The sequence below is a fragment of the Mycobacterium sp. genome, assembly GCF_049278535.1.
Classification (GTDB): Bacteria; Actinomycetota; Actinomycetes; order Mycobacteriales; family Mycobacteriaceae; genus Mycobacterium.
This window is the reverse complement of sequence record NZ_JBAPMI010000360.1, coordinates 1-15,285: the sequence shown is the minus strand read 5'-3', so window position 1 is coordinate 15,285 and position 15,285 is coordinate 1. Positions and strand designations below refer to the sequence as shown.

At 65.5% G+C, this 15,285-nt stretch carries 19 protein-coding genes; 6 read left to right on the top strand and 13 right to left on the bottom strand.

The features are described from left to right. From WAO18_RS23475 to WAO18_RS23465, 3 genes are all read left to right on the top strand, one after another. Positions 1-1,764, top strand: a 1,764-nt coding sequence (locus WAO18_RS23475) for a glutamate synthase-related protein (RefSeq protein WP_422208627.1), incomplete at its 5' end; no start/stop codon positions are given. Then, on the top strand, positions 1,757-3,223 hold the full coding sequence (locus tag WAO18_RS23470; RefSeq protein WP_422208626.1) for a glutamate synthase subunit beta: 1,467 nt from the start codon (positions 1,757-1,759) through the stop codon (positions 3,221-3,223). The genes WAO18_RS23475 and WAO18_RS23470, both read left to right, overlap by 8 nt. Before the next feature lie 143 nt (positions 3,224-3,366). Next, positions 3,367-3,507: a hypothetical protein gene (locus tag WAO18_RS23465; RefSeq protein ID WP_422208628.1), complete on the top strand. Its 141-nt coding sequence runs from the start codon at positions 3,367-3,369 to the stop codon at positions 3,505-3,507. Between the two features lie 84 nt (positions 3,508-3,591). Here the strand turns inward: WAO18_RS23465 and WAO18_RS23460 are convergent, their stop codons facing one another. Then, positions 3,592-4,440, bottom strand: coding sequence for an LLM class F420-dependent oxidoreductase (locus WAO18_RS23460; protein ID WP_422208625.1), 849 nt, complete (start codon positions 4,438-4,440; stop codon positions 3,592-3,594). Between WAO18_RS23460 and WAO18_RS23455 the strand changes: the two genes are divergently transcribed. Both WAO18_RS23455 and WAO18_RS23450 read left to right on the top strand, forming a co-directional pair. After that, positions 4,439-4,900: a hypothetical protein gene (locus WAO18_RS23455; RefSeq protein ID WP_422208624.1), complete on the top strand. Its 462-nt coding sequence runs from the start codon at positions 4,439-4,441 to the stop codon at positions 4,898-4,900. The two genes, WAO18_RS23460 and WAO18_RS23455, sit on opposite strands and share 2 nt — an antisense overlap. Before the next feature lie 21 nt (positions 4,901-4,921). After that, entirely contained in the window at positions 4,922-5,929 is a 1,008-nt protein-coding gene (locus tag WAO18_RS23450) for a PHP domain-containing protein (protein ID WP_422208623.1), read from the top strand. Here the strand turns inward: WAO18_RS23450 and dinB are convergent. Both dinB and WAO18_RS23440 read right to left on the bottom strand, forming a co-directional pair. Next, entirely contained in the window at positions 5,926-7,143 is a 1,218-nt protein-coding gene (gene dinB / locus WAO18_RS23445; RefSeq protein WP_422208622.1) for a DNA polymerase IV, read from the bottom strand. The two genes, WAO18_RS23450 and dinB, sit on opposite strands and share 4 nt — an antisense overlap. Before the next feature lie 82 nt (positions 7,144-7,225). Next, positions 7,226-7,864 (bottom strand): TetR/AcrR family transcriptional regulator, encoded by a 639-nt coding sequence (locus tag WAO18_RS23440; RefSeq protein WP_422208621.1) that lies wholly within the window; start codon positions 7,862-7,864, stop codon positions 7,226-7,228. Between the two features lie 76 nt (positions 7,865-7,940). Here WAO18_RS23440 and WAO18_RS23435 point away from each other — a divergent pair, with 76 nt between their 5' ends. Next, the gene (locus WAO18_RS23435; protein ID WP_422208620.1) at positions 7,941-9,410 is read left to right on the top strand and encodes a flavin-containing monooxygenase; all 1,470 of its coding nucleotides are present in this window, start codon (positions 7,941-7,943) and stop codon (positions 9,408-9,410) included. Here the strand turns inward: WAO18_RS23435 and rraA are convergent. The 10 genes from rraA to WAO18_RS23385 all read right to left on the bottom strand — a co-directional run. Beyond that, complete coding sequence (rraA, locus tag WAO18_RS23430; protein ID WP_422208619.1) at positions 9,407-9,898, bottom strand: ribonuclease E activity regulator RraA; 492 nt, start codon at positions 9,896-9,898, stop codon at positions 9,407-9,409. The genes WAO18_RS23435 and rraA overlap by 4 nt on opposite strands. 19 nt (positions 9,899-9,917) lie before the next feature. Further along, positions 9,918-10,436 carry a nucleoid-structuring protein H-NS gene (locus WAO18_RS23425; RefSeq protein WP_422208618.1) on the bottom strand — a complete coding sequence of 173 codons (519 nt, stop codon included), beginning with the start codon at positions 10,434-10,436 and terminating at the stop codon, positions 9,918-9,920. 84 nt (positions 10,437-10,520) lie between these two features. Further along, positions 10,521-11,036, bottom strand: coding sequence for a copper resistance CopC family protein (locus tag WAO18_RS23420; protein WP_422208617.1), 516 nt, complete (start codon positions 11,034-11,036; stop codon positions 10,521-10,523). Next, positions 11,033-11,728: a YcnI family protein gene (locus tag WAO18_RS23415; protein WP_422208616.1), complete on the bottom strand. Its 696-nt coding sequence runs from the start codon at positions 11,726-11,728 to the stop codon at positions 11,033-11,035. The genes WAO18_RS23420 and WAO18_RS23415 overlap by 4 nt, the downstream gene beginning before the upstream one ends. Before the next feature lie 35 nt (positions 11,729-11,763). Further along, positions 11,764-12,420: a DUF6474 family protein gene (locus tag WAO18_RS23410; protein ID WP_422208615.1), complete on the bottom strand. Its 657-nt coding sequence runs from the start codon at positions 12,418-12,420 to the stop codon at positions 11,764-11,766. Between the two features lie 94 nt (positions 12,421-12,514). Next, positions 12,515-12,913 carry a transcriptional regulator gene (locus WAO18_RS23405; RefSeq protein WP_422208614.1) on the bottom strand — a complete coding sequence of 133 codons (399 nt, stop codon included), beginning with the start codon at positions 12,911-12,913 and terminating at the stop codon, positions 12,515-12,517. Between the two features lie 465 nt (positions 12,914-13,378). Next, entirely contained in the window at positions 13,379-13,912 is a 534-nt protein-coding gene (locus WAO18_RS23400) for a peptidase (protein WP_422208613.1), read from the bottom strand. A 187-nt stretch (positions 13,913-14,099) separates the two neighbouring features. Next, on the bottom strand, positions 14,100-14,723 hold the full coding sequence (locus WAO18_RS23395; RefSeq protein WP_422208612.1) for a superoxide dismutase: 624 nt from the start codon (positions 14,721-14,723) through the stop codon (positions 14,100-14,102). Positions 14,724-14,878: 155 nt separating this feature from the next. Further along, positions 14,879-15,037 carry a hypothetical protein gene (locus WAO18_RS23390; RefSeq protein WP_422208611.1) on the bottom strand — a complete coding sequence of 53 codons (159 nt, stop codon included), beginning with the start codon at positions 15,035-15,037 and terminating at the stop codon, positions 14,879-14,881. Between the two features lie 60 nt (positions 15,038-15,097). Next, positions 15,098-15,285 (bottom strand): hypothetical protein (locus WAO18_RS23385; RefSeq protein WP_422208610.1); only part of this gene is annotated, 188 nt, incomplete at its 5' end.

The window sequence follows — 15,285 nt, the reverse complement described above, 5'->3', positions numbered from 1 at the left end:
ATCAAGCAGGTCGCCTCGGCCCGCTTCGGAGTCACCTCGCACTACCTGAGCAACTGCTCCGACATCCAGATCAAGATGGCACAGGGCGCCAAACCCGGTGAGGGCGGCCAGCTTCCGGCCGGAAAGGTCTACCCGTGGATCGCCGAGGTGCGGCATTCGACTCCGGGTGTAGGCCTGATCTCGCCGCCGCCGCACCACGACATCTACTCGATCGAGGACCTGGCGCAGCTGATCCACGATCTCAAGAACGCCAACCCGCAGGCCCGGATTCACGTGAAGCTGGTGTCCGAGAACGGTGTCGGCACCGTCGCCGCCGGGGTCTCCAAGGCGCACGCCGACGTGGTGTTGATCTCCGGCCACGACGGTGGCACCGGCGCGACCCCGCTGACGTCGATGAAGCACGCCGGTGCGCCGTGGGAGCTCGGTCTGGCCGAGACCCAGCAGACGTTGCTGCTCAACGGTTTACGCGACCGGATCGTGGTCCAGGTCGACGGCCAGCTCAAGACCGGTCGCGACGTAATGATCGCCGCGCTGTTGGGCGCCGAGGAATTCGGTTTCGCGACCGCCCCGCTGGTGGTGTCCGGCTGCATCATGATGCGGGTCTGCCACCTCGACACCTGCCCGGTCGGTGTGGCCACCCAGAACCCGGTGCTGCGCGAGCGGTTCACCGGCAAGCCCGAATTCGTGGAGAACTTCTTCCTGTTCATCGCCGAGGAGGTCCGCGAGTACATGGCGCAGCTCGGCTTCCGCACCATCAACGAGGCGGTGGGCCAGGTCGGCGCGCTGGACACCACGCTGGCAAGGGCGCACTGGAAGGCACACAAGCTGGATCTCTCGCCGGTGCTGCACGAGCCGGAATCGGCCTTCATGAACCAGGATCTGTACAACAGCTCCAAGCAGGACCACGGTCTGGACAAGGCGCTGGATCAGCAGCTGATCGTGATGTGCCGCGAAGCGCTGGACTCCCAGAAGCCGGTCAGCTTCTCCACCACGATCGCCAACGTCAACCGCACCGTCGGCACCATGCTCGGCCATGAGGTCACCAAAGCCTATGGCGGGCAAGGGCTACCGGACGGCACCATCGACATCACCTTCGAAGGCTCGGCCGGAAACAGCTTCGGCGCGTTTCTGCCGCAGGGCATCACGCTGCGGGTGTACGGCGACGCCAACGACTACGTCGGCAAGGGACTGTCCGGGGGCCGGGTTGTGGTCCGGCCGCCCGACAACGCGCCGGCCGACTACGTCGCCGAAGACAACATCATCGGCGGCAACGTCATCCTGTTCGGCGCCACCAGCGGCCACGCATTCCTGCGCGGCGCGGTCGGTGAACGGTTCGCGGTGCGCAACTCCGGCGCGCACGCGGTGGTTGAAGGCGTCGGCGATCACGGCTGCGAATACATGACCGGCGGCAGGGTGGCGATTCTGGGCAGCACCGGCCGCAACTTCGCGGCCGGCATGTCCGGCGGTATCGCGTATGTCTACGACCCCGAGGACGCGTTGGAATCCAACCTCAACTCCGAGATGGTGGAGATCGAAGCGCTCGACGAGCAAGACCTGGAGTGGCTGCATGGAATGCTGCAGGCGCACATCGACGCCACCGATTCCGCTGTCGGACAGCGCATCCTGGCCGACTGGGGCAGCGAGCAGCAGCGCTTTGCCAAGGTGATGCCGCGCGACTACAAGCGGGTCCTGGAAGCGGTGGCTGAAGCCGAGCGCAACGGCAGCGATCCGGAAGAAGCGATCATGGCGGCCGCCAGTGCCTGATCCAAAGGGATTTCTGAAATACACCCACCGCGAAACGCCAAAACGACGGCCGGTGGATCTGCGCCTGCGCGACTGGAACGAGGTCTACGAAGACTTCCCGCACTCAACGCTGCAGCATCAGGCGACTCGTTGCATGGACTGCGGGATTCCGTTCTGTCACAACGGTTGTCCACTGGGCAACCTGATTCCGGAATGGAATGACCTGGTTCGCACCGATCGGTGGCGCGACGCCATCGAACGGCTGCATGCGACCAACAACTTCCCCGAGTTCACCGGCCGGCTCTGCCCGGCGCCGTGCGAGTCGTCGTGCGTGCTCGGCATCAACCAGGATGCGGTGACGATCAAGCAGATCGAAGTCGAGATCATCGACAACGCCTTCGACGAAGGCTGGGTGGTGCCGCTGCCGCCCGAGCAGCACACCGGAAAGAAGGTGGCGGTCGTGGGCTCCGGGCCGGCCGGTCTGGCCGCCGCGCAGCAACTGACCCGGGCCGGACACCAGGTGACGGTCTTCGAACGCGCCGACCGAATCGGCGGGTTGCTGCGCTACGGCATCCCCGAGTTCAAGATGGAAAAGCGCCACCTGGACCGCCGGCTCGACCAGATGCGCGCAGAGGGCACCGAGTTCCGTGCGGGAGTCAACGTCGGCGTCGACGTCGCCGCCCAGGAGTTGCGGTCCGAGTTCGACGCGGTCGTGCTGGCCGGCGGCGCCACCGCGTGGCGCGATCTGCCGATCCCGGGCCGCGAACTGGACGGCATCCACCAGGCCATGGAGTACCTGCCGTGGGGCAACCGGGTGCAGGAGGGCGACGATGTACTCGGCGCCGACGGCGAGCCGCCGATCACCGCCAAGGACAAGAAGGTCGTCATCATCGGCGGCGGCGACACCGGGGCCGACTGCCTGGGCACCGCACACCGTCAAGGTGCGGCGAGCATCCATCAGTTCGAGATCATGCCGCGGCCACCGGAGACCCGCGCCCCGTCCACACCGTGGCCGACCTACGCGATGATGCTCCGGGTGTCGTCGGCGCACGAAGAGGGCGGCGAGCGGGTTTTCTCGGTCAACACCGAGGAGTTCGTCGGCCGCGACGGTCGCGTCGCTGCACTCAAGGTGCACGAGGTGACGATGGAGGACGGCAAGTTCGTCAAGACCGAGGGCAGCGACTTCGAACTCGACGCCGATCTGGTGTTGCTGGCGATGGGGTTCGTCGGACCCGAGCAGAAGGGCCTGCTGACCGACCTGGGCGTCGAGTTCACCGATCGCGGCAATGTGGCGCGCGGTGCAAACTTCGAGACGTCGGTGCCGGGCGTATTCGTGGCCGGTGACGCGGGTCGGGGCCAGTCGCTGATCGTGTGGGCGATTGCCGAGGGCCGTGCTGCGGCCGCGGGTGTGGACCGGTTCCTGATGGGTGAGACCGCCCTGCCGGCGCCGATCCTGCCTACGGCGGCTCCGCAGCGCTAGTCACACTCGTCACATCAGAAACATTTGATAAATTAAACGGCGAGTCTTACACTGTTTGCCAGCCAAAGGCTGTCTAATGGTTCGATACGGGCGCCGCGGGGTGTGGGGCTCGGTTGAGCTGATCGACCGCAGGAGTTAGCGCTGTGTATATCAATCCGATGACCCGTTCGCGGGTGGGGCGAATCGCCTGGTCATGGTTCCGCCACCCGGTCAAGAGCCGGGAATTCCCGGCGAAGCTCGAGCGTCTGGTGACCGCCGACGAGCTGCTGCGCTTCGGCGTCTAACTGCACTCTCCGATCGACCGTTGGTAACGGCGATCGTTTGCTAACTGTCACCTCGTCGCAACTTTCTGCCTGCTCGCCTAAGTTTTAGGTGAGCAATCCCGAATCGCGGATCGCCTCGGCCAGCGGTTCCAGTACGGCCGGGTCGTGCGGCGGCGGGATGTAAACGATGCCCAAGTCCAACCCCTCGGCGGCCAGTGCGGCAGCGTCCTCGATGACCTTCGCGTAGTCGAGGTCGGGTTCCAGTCGTAGGTGCGCCGACGTCATGATCTCTTTCGGGTCGCGGCCGATGTCCGCGCAATGCGACGCCAGCACCTCGCGCTTGTGTTTGAACACGTCTGGCGGTCCGCCGACGAAGTTCCAGTGCTGGGCGTAGCGGGCGGTGATCCGCAGGGTTCGCTTTTCGCCGCTGCCGCCGATGCAGATCGGCGGGTGCGGACGTTGCGGCCCCTGGGGTTCGTTGCGGGCGTCCTTCAGTTGGTAGAACTTGCCGTCAAAGTTCGTGGTCTCGTTGCTGAGCAGGCTGGCCAGCACTTCGCAGGCCTCTTCGAACCGGTCGAAGCGATCCTTGATGCTGCCCAACTCGATGCCGTAGGCGCCGGACTCCTCCTCGTTCCATCCCGCACCGATCCCCAGTTCCAGCCGACCGTTGGAGATGACGTCAAGTGCGGCAGCCATATTGGCCAGCACTGCGGGATGCCGGTAGTGAATCCCGGTGACCAGGGTGCCCAGTCGCAGTCGCTTGGTAGCCTGCGCCAGCGCGGTCAGCGTGGTCCAGCCCTCTAGACACGGTCCGGTGCTGTCGCTGAAGATCGGGTAAAAGTGGTCGAAGGTCCACCCGGACTCGTAGACGTCGATGTCGTCGGCGGCCTGCCAGACGGCAAGCATCTGTGCCCAGGTGGTGTTTTGGGGAGAGGTTTTGAACGCAAATCGCATGAGCCCGACGGTAGTCCAGCTTTTCGACTCGTGCCGCGACGCGCTGCGCATCGACGTCCGGATCACTTTGCTGTCTGCCGGCCTGATCTTCCTGCTCGCCCTTGTGCTCGGTGTGTGGAAATACCGCGAGATGCTGACGTCCGAGGATCACCGCGCGCATCCGTACGTCGACATCGCACACCGTGCGGCGCTGCTGTACTCGTTCGCCACCCTGCTGGTCGCGGCCTTCGTCCATTTGAGCGCCTGGCCGGTGTGGGTCAACCTGACCGCGGCGATGGTGCTGGTGGGTTTTTTCGTCATGGCGATTCTCACCTACATCGCCCACGGCTTGCGGCGTGACACCGACAATCAATTCGCCAACCCGGACCGGGCGCTCAAAGTGGGCATGCTGGCCCTCATCGTCGGCGAGGTAGGCGGCTTCGCAGTGCTGCTCGCCGGGTTTATCGCCGGGCAGTTCTAGCCGCCAGGGCACACTGGAGCGATGGACCCGGTAGCCGCTCTGCGACAGATCGCCTACTACAAAGACCGAGCTCGCGAAGACTCCCGGCGGGTGATGGCCTACCGCAAGGCCGCCGATGTCGTCGAAGGCCTCGACGACGCGCAACGTGAACGGCACGGCCAGGCCAACAGCTGGCAGTCGCTGCCGGGCATCGGGCCGAAGACCGCAAAGGTGATCGCCCAGGCCTGGTCCGGCCGTGAACCCGACGCTTTAGCCGAATTGCGCTCGGCCGCAGAGGATCTCGGTGGCGGCGAAATCCGGGCGGCACTGCGCGGCGATCTGCATCTGCATTCGAACTGGTCAGACGGCTCGGCGCCGATCGAGGAGATGATGGCCACCGCTGCGTCGCTGGGCCACGAATACTGTGCGCTCACTGACCATTCGCCGCGTTTGACGATCGCCAACGGCCTGTCGCCGGAGCGACTGCGCAAGCAACTCGACGTGATCGACGGCCTGCGCGACCGGTTTGCGCCGATGCGCATCCTGACCGGCATAGAAGTCGACATCCTCGACGACGGCAGCCTGGATCAGGAGCCGGAGTTACTCGAACGCCTCGACATCGTGGTGGCCAGCGTGCATTCCAAGCTGTCGATGGATTCTGCGGCGATGACCCGCCGGATGGTTCGCGCCGTCAGCGACGGCGACGCCGATGTCCTCGGCCACTGCACGGGCCGGCTGGTCGCCGGCAACCGCGGTATCCGGCCGGAGTCGTCGTTCGACGCCGAAGCCGTGTTCACCGCCTGCCGCGAGCACGGAACCGCCGTGGAGATCAACTCCCGGCCCGAGCGCCGCGACCCACCCACGCGGCTGTTGAACCTGGCGTTGGAGATCGGCTGCGATTTCAGCATCGACACCGACGCCCACGCGCCGGGCCAACTCGACTTCCTCGGCTACGGCGCCCAGCGTGCGCTGGACGCCGGGGTTCCGGTCGATCGCATCGTCAACACCTGGCTGGTCGACAAGCTGCTGGACTGGGCGCAGCAAAGCTAGTCCGGCAGGTGCGGCATCTCCAGGCCCGGGTCGCGACCGACCAGCACCCCGCGAGTGAGCGCGGACTTGCCGTAGCGGCGGCGCACCTGATCAACCGCCGCGTCGACGGCGGCCGGTTCGGCTCGAGTAGTGAACGGCAGCGCGAGCTGCTCGGCGCCGTCGCGGTCGATCTCGGAAATCGCAAAGCCGACCAGCGTCAGCCCCCGCTCGGCGATCAGCGGCGCGGCGGCCACAACCAACCGCCGCGCGGTGTCGAGCAGGGCATGCGTCGAGGAAGTCGCCCACGGCAAGGTGTGCGAGCGGGTGGCACGGCCAAAGTCGTTGAACCGCAACCGCAATGTGACTGTCCGGCCCGTGCGCCCGGCGGCGCGCATTCGGCTCGCGATCCGGTCGATCAGGCCGATCACCACCGCGTCGATCTCGGCCGCCGACATCGTGTTGCCCGCGCGACCAAGCGCGCGCTGAGCTCCGACCGAGCGCCGGCGTACTCCTGTGGTGACTCGACGCTGATCGACGTTGTGCGACAACGCATACAGTCGGCCGCCCATCGCTCCGCCCACCATCGAGGCCAGCATCGACTCGCTGAGTTCGGCGACGTCGGCGACGGTTTCGATGCCGTGCGCATGCAGCTTGTCGGCGGTTACCGCGCCCACGCCCCACAACCGGCGAACCGGCAGTGGGTGCAGGAAGGCAATCTCGCGACCGGGCGGAACCAGCAGCAGACCATCGGGTTTGGCTTCCTGGCTGGCCACCTTGGCGAGGAACTTGGTCCGCGCAATGCCGACGGTGATCGGCAGCCCTACCCGCGAACGGACGTCGCTGCGCAGCCGGGCGGCGATCTCGACCGGCGTGCCGGAGACCCGTCGCAGCCCGCCGACGTCGAGAAACGCCTCGTCCACCGAAATCGCCTCCACCAGTGGCGAGGTGTCGCGGAAAACCTCGAACACCGCATCGCTGGCCCGGGTGTAGGCCGCCATCCGAGGCGGGATCACCACGGCCTGCGGGCACAACCGGCTCGCCTGGGCGCCGCCCATCGCGGTGCGCACGCCGTAAGCCTTGGCCTCGTAGCTGGCGGCCAGCACCACTCCGCCGCCGACGATCACCGGCCGCCCACGCAGGCCGGGATCGTCGCGCTGCTCGACGGATGCATAGAACGAGTCGAGGTCCGCGTGCAGGATCTCGGCTGACTGGCGGGTCGAGCGCGACACGAACATATGTTCGCATCAACGGGTGACGAGTGGGAAGTGCCGTCTCCTCCTCGGTCCGCTGGCACCGACCGCATCGTCGGCGGACGTGCTAGACCTGCTCGCCGTAGATGCTGCTGACCCAAATGTGGACGAGTGTCTCGAGTAGCCGTTCTTTGGGGAGAGAGGGCCGATCGCCGGCGAAGGAGCTCAGCATCAGCTTCTCGTTGAGCAGGTTGAGCGCCGCGGAGAGTTCATCGGCGGGCAGCGTCACGGGTGCCGCGCCGCGGGACCGCTCGGTCTCGATCACAAAGGCGATGTGGCCGACCCACTTCTGCATGAAGCGGGACCACAGTTCGCGTAGGTCTTTGTTGGTACGCGCGGAATCGGCGGCCAATGAGACGGCCCGATGCGAGCCGAACGTTTCGACGAAGACGTTGATGCCGATGCGCCAGAGTGCTTTGAGGTCGGCCGGGGGATTGGCGACCATGTGTTCCAGCGCGGAGTCCGCTTCGACGATGACCCGCTCGAACAGCGTCAGCAGCACCGCATCCTTGGACGGGAAGTAGAAGTAGAACGTCGGGCGGGAGATACCGGCGCCTTTGGCCAGGTCATCGACCGAGATGTCGGCGAGCGGTCGCGTCTCCAGCAGCTGTTCGGCGGTGCTCAGGATGGCGAGCTCGCGATCGTCACCGGACGGGCGCGCCGAGCGTCGTCCCCTGGAGGCGCGGGTGGAGCTGGCAGTCGTCACGGCCGTTACTTTACACGGTGTTGAGTATCTCGACAGAGTGTTGACGCACTCAACACGGTGTTGATAGCGTGTCGCCATGACTGAACATCTCGACGTTGTGATCGTCGGTGCCGGCATCTCCGGCATCAGCGCGGCCTGGCACCTGCAGGACCGCTGCCCGTCCAAGAGCTACGCCGTTCTCGAGCGCCGCGACGACCTCGGCGGCACCTGGGACCTGTTCAAGTACCCCGGCATTCGCTCCGACTCCGACATGTTCACGCTGGGCTTCCGCTTCAAGCCGTGGGAGTCCTCGACCTCGATCGCCGACGGCGCCTCGATCAAGGCCTACATCAAGGAAGCCGCGACGGAGAACGGCATCGACAAGCACATCCGCTACCGCCACAAGGTGGTGGCCGCCGAGTGGTCGGACGCCGAGAATCGATGGACGTTGACCGTCGACAACGCCGGACAGCAGCAGGAACTCACCTGCTCGTTCCTGTTCGCGTGCAGCGGCTACTACAACTACGACGCGGGCTACCTGCCGAAGTTCGAAGGCTACGACGACTTCGAGGGCACCACCATTCACCCGCAGCACTGGCCGGAGGATCTCGACTACGCCGGCAAGAAGGTCGTGGTGATCGGCTCCGGCGCTACCGCAATCACGTTGATTCCGGCGCTGGTGAACTCGGGAGCCGGCCACGTGACGATGCTGCAGCGTTCGCCGTCCTACATCGGCTCGTTGCCGTTGAACGACCCGTTCGCCGAGCAGGCCAATAAGCTGCTGCCGAAGCGTGCCGCGCACGCCGCGAACCGGTGGAAGTGGGTCGCGTTCAGCACCTTCCAGTACCAGTTCTCCCGGAAGTTCCCGCGCCAGATGCGCAAGACGTTGCTGACGATGGCCAAGCGCCGGCTGCCGCAGGGCTACGACGTCGAGAAGCACTTCGGTCCGAGCTACAAGCCGTGGGACCAGCGACTGTGTCTGGCACCCAACGGTGATCTGTTCAAGACCATCCGCAAGGGCCAGGCCGACGTCGTCACCGACACCATCGAGCGGTTCACCAACACCGGGATCAAGCTCACCTCCGGTGAGGAGCTGCAGGCCGACATCATCATCACCGCAACGGGTTTGAACCTGCAGCTGTTCGGTGGCGCCGCGATCCGGCGCAACGGGGAGGCGGTCGAACTCAACGACACGATGGCCTACAAGGGCATGATGCTGACCGGCATGCCGAACATGGCGTTCACCATCGGCTACACCAACGCGTCCTGGACGCTGAAGGCCGACCTGGTGTCCGAGTTCGTCTGCCGCGTCATCAATTACATGGACGCAGGCGGCTACGACACCGTGGTGCCACAACACCCGGGGAACTCGGTCGACGAGCGTCCGCTGATGGACTTCACGCCCGGATACGTGCTGCGCGCTCTGGACTACCTGCCGAAGGCCGGCTCGGTCTCGCCGTGGCGGCTCAAGCAGAACTACTTTATGGACCTGCAGCTGATCCGGCGGGGCAAGGTCGACGACGAAGCCCTGCAGTTCGCTAAAAAGCCTGCGGCCCTGGCGGTTTAGCTCGGCTCAGCCGCAGCGACGACGACGATGCCGTCATCATCGCTGTAGGCGATGTCGCCGGGTACGAACTCCACCCCACCGAAGCTGACCGTGGCGTCTCGCTCTCCGGCGCCCGTCTTCTCGCTCTTGCGAGGGTTGGTACCGAGTGCCTTGATGCCGATCTCCATGTCGCGCAGCGTCGCGGCGTCGCGTACCGCGCCGTGCACGATCAGCCCGGCCCAGCCGTTGGATCGGGCCAGCTCTGCGATGAGATCGCCGACCAGTGCCGTGTGCAGCGAGGCGCCGCCGTCGATCACCAGCACGCCACCTTCGCCTGGCGTCGACAGGATCGACTTCAGCAGTGCGTTGTCCTGCGCGCAGCGCACCGTGCGGATCGGTCCGGCGAACTGAGTGCGCGCACCGAACTGGCGGAATTGAACGTCGCAACTGCGAACGTTGGGTCCAATGTCGTCGACCAAATCGGCCGTCGGCCGGAATACAACAGTCACCGGGCCACGCTGGTCATCGTCAGTCGTCCTGTTCACGGAGGCGCCGCACCAGTAGCACCGCCAGGATGCTGATCGCGATCGCCACCGCAAACGGCACCGGTGAGCGGCCTGCTGTAGCGGGGGAGGACTCAGCGGGCAGCGGGTTGCGTGCCGCCTCTACGGTCGACTTCGCGTGTGCTGCAGCATCTTTCGCTGCGGCGGCGAGCTGGCCGTTGGTGTCCGGCGATGCCGGGGCGGTCTTTTTGGCGGGAACCTTCTTGGCCGGCGGCTGTTTGGCGGCAGCCTTTTTCGCCGCAGTTTTTTTGGCGGCGGGCGCCTTCTTTGCCGCGGCCTTCTTGGCGGCTTTCGCTGGGGCGGCTTTCTTAGCCGCCTTCTTGGCAGGGGACTTCTTTGCCGGCTTGTCCGGCTCGTTCGCCGGTGCGACCGGGGATGCCGCGTCGGCGGAAGGCGGTGGCGGCGCGGGCGGGGTGGGTGTGCTCAGGGGTGGTTCAGGCGCGGGTTCCGGCGTGTTGTCCGGTTTGTCCTGCGGGTCTGCCATCCGGCTGCTCCTTTGCCGTCTCTCATCGCGTACACCGGCCCGGTGGAGTCGAATCCATCATGCCAGGGCCACCACGGTGGGTGATCAGGGTCTATTTCGCATGGCCCACAGTGCCCCGCCGCCAACCAGGACTACCGCGCCCAGAACGAAAGGCCAGATTGGGAGATCGTCGGTCGAGTCGTCCGCGGGCTGCGCGGCCGGACCGGGCGTGCCGGTGCCTGGTGTCGTCAGCCGAAACGACCACGACCCGGCGACCACGTGCCCGTCGGCCGAGGTCACCCGGTAGTTGACCGTGTAGTTGCCAACCGGACCCAGTGGCAGTACACCGACGCTGACGACTGTGCCGTGCACCTGCGGCTCGCCGGCCGACCAGAGTTTGCCGTCCGGGCCGACCACCGTCATCGCTGCGAACGTGGTCTGCAGATCCTCGTTGAAGGTCGCGCTGACCCGCACCGGGCCGGCACCGACCGAGGCGTTGTCGGCGGGGTCGGCCGATACCCGCGCAGCGTGGGCGCTGGCGACGCCGGCCGTCAACGTGGTCGCGAACGCGACGGCCGCCAGCAGTAACGCCACCACGACGACGTGTGCCCGGCGGCTCATGTGCGCCGCACAATCAATGCGACACCGACACCGAGAGCGCCGACGACCAGAGCGACACCGGCGAGAATCCGTGAGGTGTTGTCGACCACCGGGCGGGACTCTTGTGCCTTCGTCGTGGCGGCGGCGGTCGGCGCGGCGGACTTGGTCGGGGTCAACTGATGGGTGGGCGACGCTGTCGAACCACCGGTCAGCACCAGCGTGGGCGCCGGGTGCTCCGGCTCTGCCCTACCGGGCGCCGGCGTTTGGTCCCACTTCACCACCGTGCCGTCGGCGTAGCTCTGTGTCGTCGGGAAGCTGACTGAATCGGCGTCGGGCAGCTTGGCCGATATCCGGAACACTCCGAATTGGTCCACCGGAATTCCGCCGTCGGGCGCAGCGGTCCACGTCACCGAGCGGACCGTGTTCGATCCGGGGTCGCGGTCGATCTTGGCTCCCCAGCCCGGTTTGGTTTCGGTCTGCACGGCGGAGATTTTGGTCAGGTCGACGATGACCGTGGTGGTGGCAGCGCCGGTGGTCGACTCGTTGGGCACCAAGAAGCTGACCGTCGCGAAGGCGCCGCGTGCGGCGTCGGTGCTACTGGCCTGGATGTGCGCCGACGCCGTCGTGAGCGCCGCGGCCGGTCCGAGGTAGAGCATCGTCGCAGCGACGGATCCGATCAGAGTGCGCCAAACGATCCTGCGGGGACGTGACATCGGAATCGCATTCCTGTCTGCAGAGGGGTTGGGGATCAGGTCAAGCCGAGCCGCGCCATCAGGTCGGCGTCGATCTCGTCGAGTTGTCGGGAGATTGCGGCGTGGGCGCCGCGGCGGCGCGTGGGGGGCATGTTCTCCGCGGCGGTAACGGCGGCCGCCAAGTCGGCGAGCCGTTCGGAAATCGCCGTGACGAATTGTTTGGTCTCCGCGTCCTTGGGCTTGTTGTCCTGCACCGTCCGCAACGACTGCTCGGCGCCGGCGATGCGGGCCGACAATCGGCCGCCGTTCCCGGAGAATTGACCGACCTGGGCCAGCGGGACGCCGAGTTGATCCGCGCGCCGCTGGTCGATCAGCCCCCGCGCGGCGATGGCCACCCGGTAGGCCAGCGGCACCAGGATCGGAGCGAGCAGGCGAGACACCGTCAGCAGTCGGCGAATCCGCGTCGGCGACAACAACTTGCCCTCGCGTACCGCCTTCAGCTCGGCTTCGGCGATCTTCAGCGCAGTCTGGTCGCTGCCGCGCTGCGCCTTCAACTGCTCGCGCAGATGCTTCGTCTCGGCCCGCTGGGCGGCCTTGTACCGGCGCACCTCGTTCTTTGCCGCCAGCTTGGCCTCGAGTTTGGCCTTGGCCTTGATCGCGCGGGCCTCGGCACGACGGGTCGCGCGGGTCTTTCGCTTGCCGAACAGGCCCATTCGCGCACTACCTCCGCCGGATCTCGTCGACTATCGCGGTGCCGGTGCGGCATCGATGGGCCAACCCTAACCGGGCCGGTTGCCGCAACTGACGTCAGGCGTCCAGGTGTTCCTTGCGGCGCAACTCGTCGGCGCGGTGGACGATGTCTTCCTGCGCCTCGTGGGACAGCCCACTGACGCGAACCGCGATACGTCGCACTCCCTCGTCTCGGATGACCAGCAACCACGACAGCTCTTTGTCGAGCTTCTCGTAGTACTCGTCATCGGTGAAGTAGGCGGGCCTGATGCGGAAGAAGTTCGCCAGAGCGGCCATGGTGGCCGACGACGGGTTGGTGCGGTTGCCAGAACGTAGCTGCGACAAATACGGAGCCGACATCGTGATTCCCTCAGCCTTCAGCGCCGCGATCACCTCCGCGGAGGTGTGCGGCCCCCGTCCGGGCGGGTAGACCGTGTCGAACAGGCGGTTCAGGCGGGCGGAAAACGTCGTGCTCATCGATATGACCTCCACCGGGTTGGTAGATCGGGCAACTCACTCCAAGTATTTGCTGATCATCGTAGCCAGAGTTGCCCCCGCAACCAAGGGGGAAATTCGGAGAAATTAACGGTACCGATATTTATGACTATCCAGCGTGGCGTCGCTGCGCACATACCTGGCTTAGCCAGTCAATACACATGTTATTCTAAGGAAATTGTGTGAAGTTTCATCGCTTCAGGGACTAATGGCCAGTCGCTGGTCGCAAGGGCGCGTGTCTACGGCAACCCGCCTCGGCTGCCGGGCCAGCGCCAAGTTGATTTGCTGTAGGGTGCCATGGAGTCGGCTGTGAACCGAATTTGCCCGCACGTGCCGCGCCGATATTAGGCATATGTTGGACGACTCGTCCAGACGGCCGGTCAACGCGGTCGAGGGTTCAGAGGACACGCCCAAACGCCTCACGTGCAACCTCCTGGCCGGGTACACCTAGGCGGCAAGCAGCATCGCCAAGATAGCTGTGTCCGGGTGGCTGATCGGGTCGACGCCGACCCGGCTGACCATCGAAGTGATGGTGCCGTCGGCTTCGGCCTCCACCCAGGCCGCGCGGTGTTCGAGCCCCAGGTAAGGCAGGCCGGGCAGCAGCACACAGCCCGAGGCCGCGCCGTTGCACTCAGGCAGCGACGGCGTGGTCTCCGACGGCGGGTGCAGCATCAACAATGCCGGTGGCTGATGCTCGGCGAAATACCCTGGCTGAATGGCGGATTCGCCGACAACCGGGCCCTCGGCCAGAACCAGGCCCACGGTGCCCGGCGCCGGAGCGTCCGGCAGTTCCTCGCGAACACCGAATACCGTTGTGGTGTCCAGCAATCCGGGCAGCGACGCGACCCGGACCGCGACCATCAGCAGCTGCGCCCACTCTTTGGTCGAGTCGGGCCAGCGCCCGGAAATCACAAACCCTTTCAGGGCACCACGGTAATGGAAGGGGGCCACCTCGATGGCCCGGCCTGAACCAGTGTCCACTTCGCCCTCCGTTCGGGTATTCAGCGATACGCCGGTGGGTCGATTCGCTCAGCATGCGGCAGCCTGACCACCCTCGCAAGCTGACACGGGCAAACAATGGCGACGAAGTCGAAAAGAAACACAGCCGCAATAGCGTTCGGGGTGCCGCGCGAATCGCGCGACACCCCGAACAGGCAAATCTGGTGGGCTAGCCCGAAATCAAGCCCTTGGTCTTCGAGGTCGCCGCCGCGTAACGCTTCTGCACCTCTTCCCAATTCACCACGTTCCAGAACGCCTTGGTGTAGTCGGCTTTGACGTTCTTGTAGTCCAGGTAGAAGGCGTGCTCCCACATGTCGAGCAGTAACACCGGGACGACGCCCAGCGGGAAGTTGGTCTGGTGGTCGTACACCTGGAAGGTGAGCAGCTTGTCACCGAGGCTGTCGTAGGCCAGCACCGCCCAGCCGGAGCCTTGGATCCCGTTGGCCACCGCGCTGAATTGGGCGCGGAATTTGTCGAAGGATCCGAACGCGTCATCGATAGCGGCGGCGAGGTCGCCAGTCGGCTTGTCACCGCCGTTGGGGGACAAGATCTTCCACCACACGACGTGATTGACGTGGCCGGCCAGGTTGAAGGCCAAGTTCTTCTCGTTCAGCAGGATCGTGGAGTGGTCGTCCTTGCTGCGCGCCTCCTCGAGCTTCGCGACAGCATCATTGGCACCCTTGACGTAGGTGGCGTGGTGCTTGTCGTGGTGAAGCTCGTTGATCGCACCCGAGATGTGGGGTTCCAGGGCTCCGTAGTCCCAGTCCAAATCGGGCAAGGTGTAATCAGACACGAGGTTCCTTCCTGGTGATGATCGTTTCCGATCTACTCTGACGGGCCGCTCGCAGGCTGCTGGCGGCGGGTCGGCTTTGTCGCAATCAACCCTGCTCCATCGCCGCGCACGCCGCAAGAACGGCCAGCACGGGCGGAGTACCCAGCGGCTTGGCTTCAGAACCAGACGATGACGGCGAGCACCGCCAGCAAAACCAGCGCGATGAGGCCGGCGCGCAACCCGGCAAGCAAGTAGGAGCGATTGCACGTCGCCGACGTCGTGTACCAGCGCGACGAGGTGTTCGCCGACTGTGGTCCGATCGGTTGCGTTGTCATCGAATGTTCCCGACCTGCTCGTCCAACTGTTTTCCCCCAGTGAGATCAGTCACAAAGCTCTCAGTGATCGCGATCATAGCCCCTTCTGTAACCCCTGGAAAATTGAACCGACGACGACACGCTGACCAGCGGATTGTTGCTGGAGGCGTTGTTTCTCGCGCGCCAAATAATCGGAGGCCGGATATCACCGCCCGGCAGCGACACGGTCGCGTTCACTGTGACATCGCCCATAGACCAAAGATGGCGCA

What these genes read in the sequence shown, in the direction of transcription:
- WAO18_RS23390 (WP_422208611.1), bottom strand. Translation starts at nt 15,037, where the DNA reads ATGACAACGCAACCGATCGGACCACAGTCGGCGAACACCTCGTCGCGC.
- WAO18_RS23415 (WP_422208616.1), bottom strand. Translation starts at nt 11,728, where the DNA reads ATGTCACGTCCCCGCAGGATCGTTTGGCGCACTCTGATCGGATCCGTC.
- WAO18_RS23420 (WP_422208617.1), bottom strand. Translation starts at nt 11,036, where the DNA reads ATGAGCCGCCGGGCACACGTCGTCGTGGTGGCGTTACTGCTGGCGGCC.
- WAO18_RS23460 (WP_422208625.1), bottom strand. Translation starts at nt 4,440, where the DNA reads ATGCGATTTGCGTTCAAAACCTCTCCCCAAAACACCACCTGGGCACAG.
- WAO18_RS23450 (WP_422208623.1), top strand. Translation starts at nt 4,922, where the DNA reads ATGGACCCGGTAGCCGCTCTGCGACAGATCGCCTACTACAAAGACCGA.
- WAO18_RS23435 (WP_422208620.1), top strand. Translation starts at nt 7,941, where the DNA reads ATGACTGAACATCTCGACGTTGTGATCGTCGGTGCCGGCATCTCCGGC.
- WAO18_RS23410 (WP_422208615.1), bottom strand. Translation starts at nt 12,420, where the DNA reads ATGGGCCTGTTCGGCAAGCGAAAGACCCGCGCGACCCGTCGTGCCGAG.
- dinB (WP_422208622.1), bottom strand. Translation starts at nt 7,143, where the DNA reads ATGTTCGTGTCGCGCTCGACCCGCCAGTCAGCCGAGATCCTGCACGCG.
- WAO18_RS23455 (WP_422208624.1), top strand. Translation starts at nt 4,439, where the DNA reads ATGAGCCCGACGGTAGTCCAGCTTTTCGACTCGTGCCGCGACGCGCTG.
- WAO18_RS23425 (WP_422208618.1), bottom strand. Translation starts at nt 10,436, where the DNA reads ATGGCAGACCCGCAGGACAAACCGGACAACACGCCGGAACCCGCGCCT.
- WAO18_RS23405 (WP_422208614.1), bottom strand. Translation starts at nt 12,913, where the DNA reads ATGAGCACGACGTTTTCCGCCCGCCTGAACCGCCTGTTCGACACGGTC.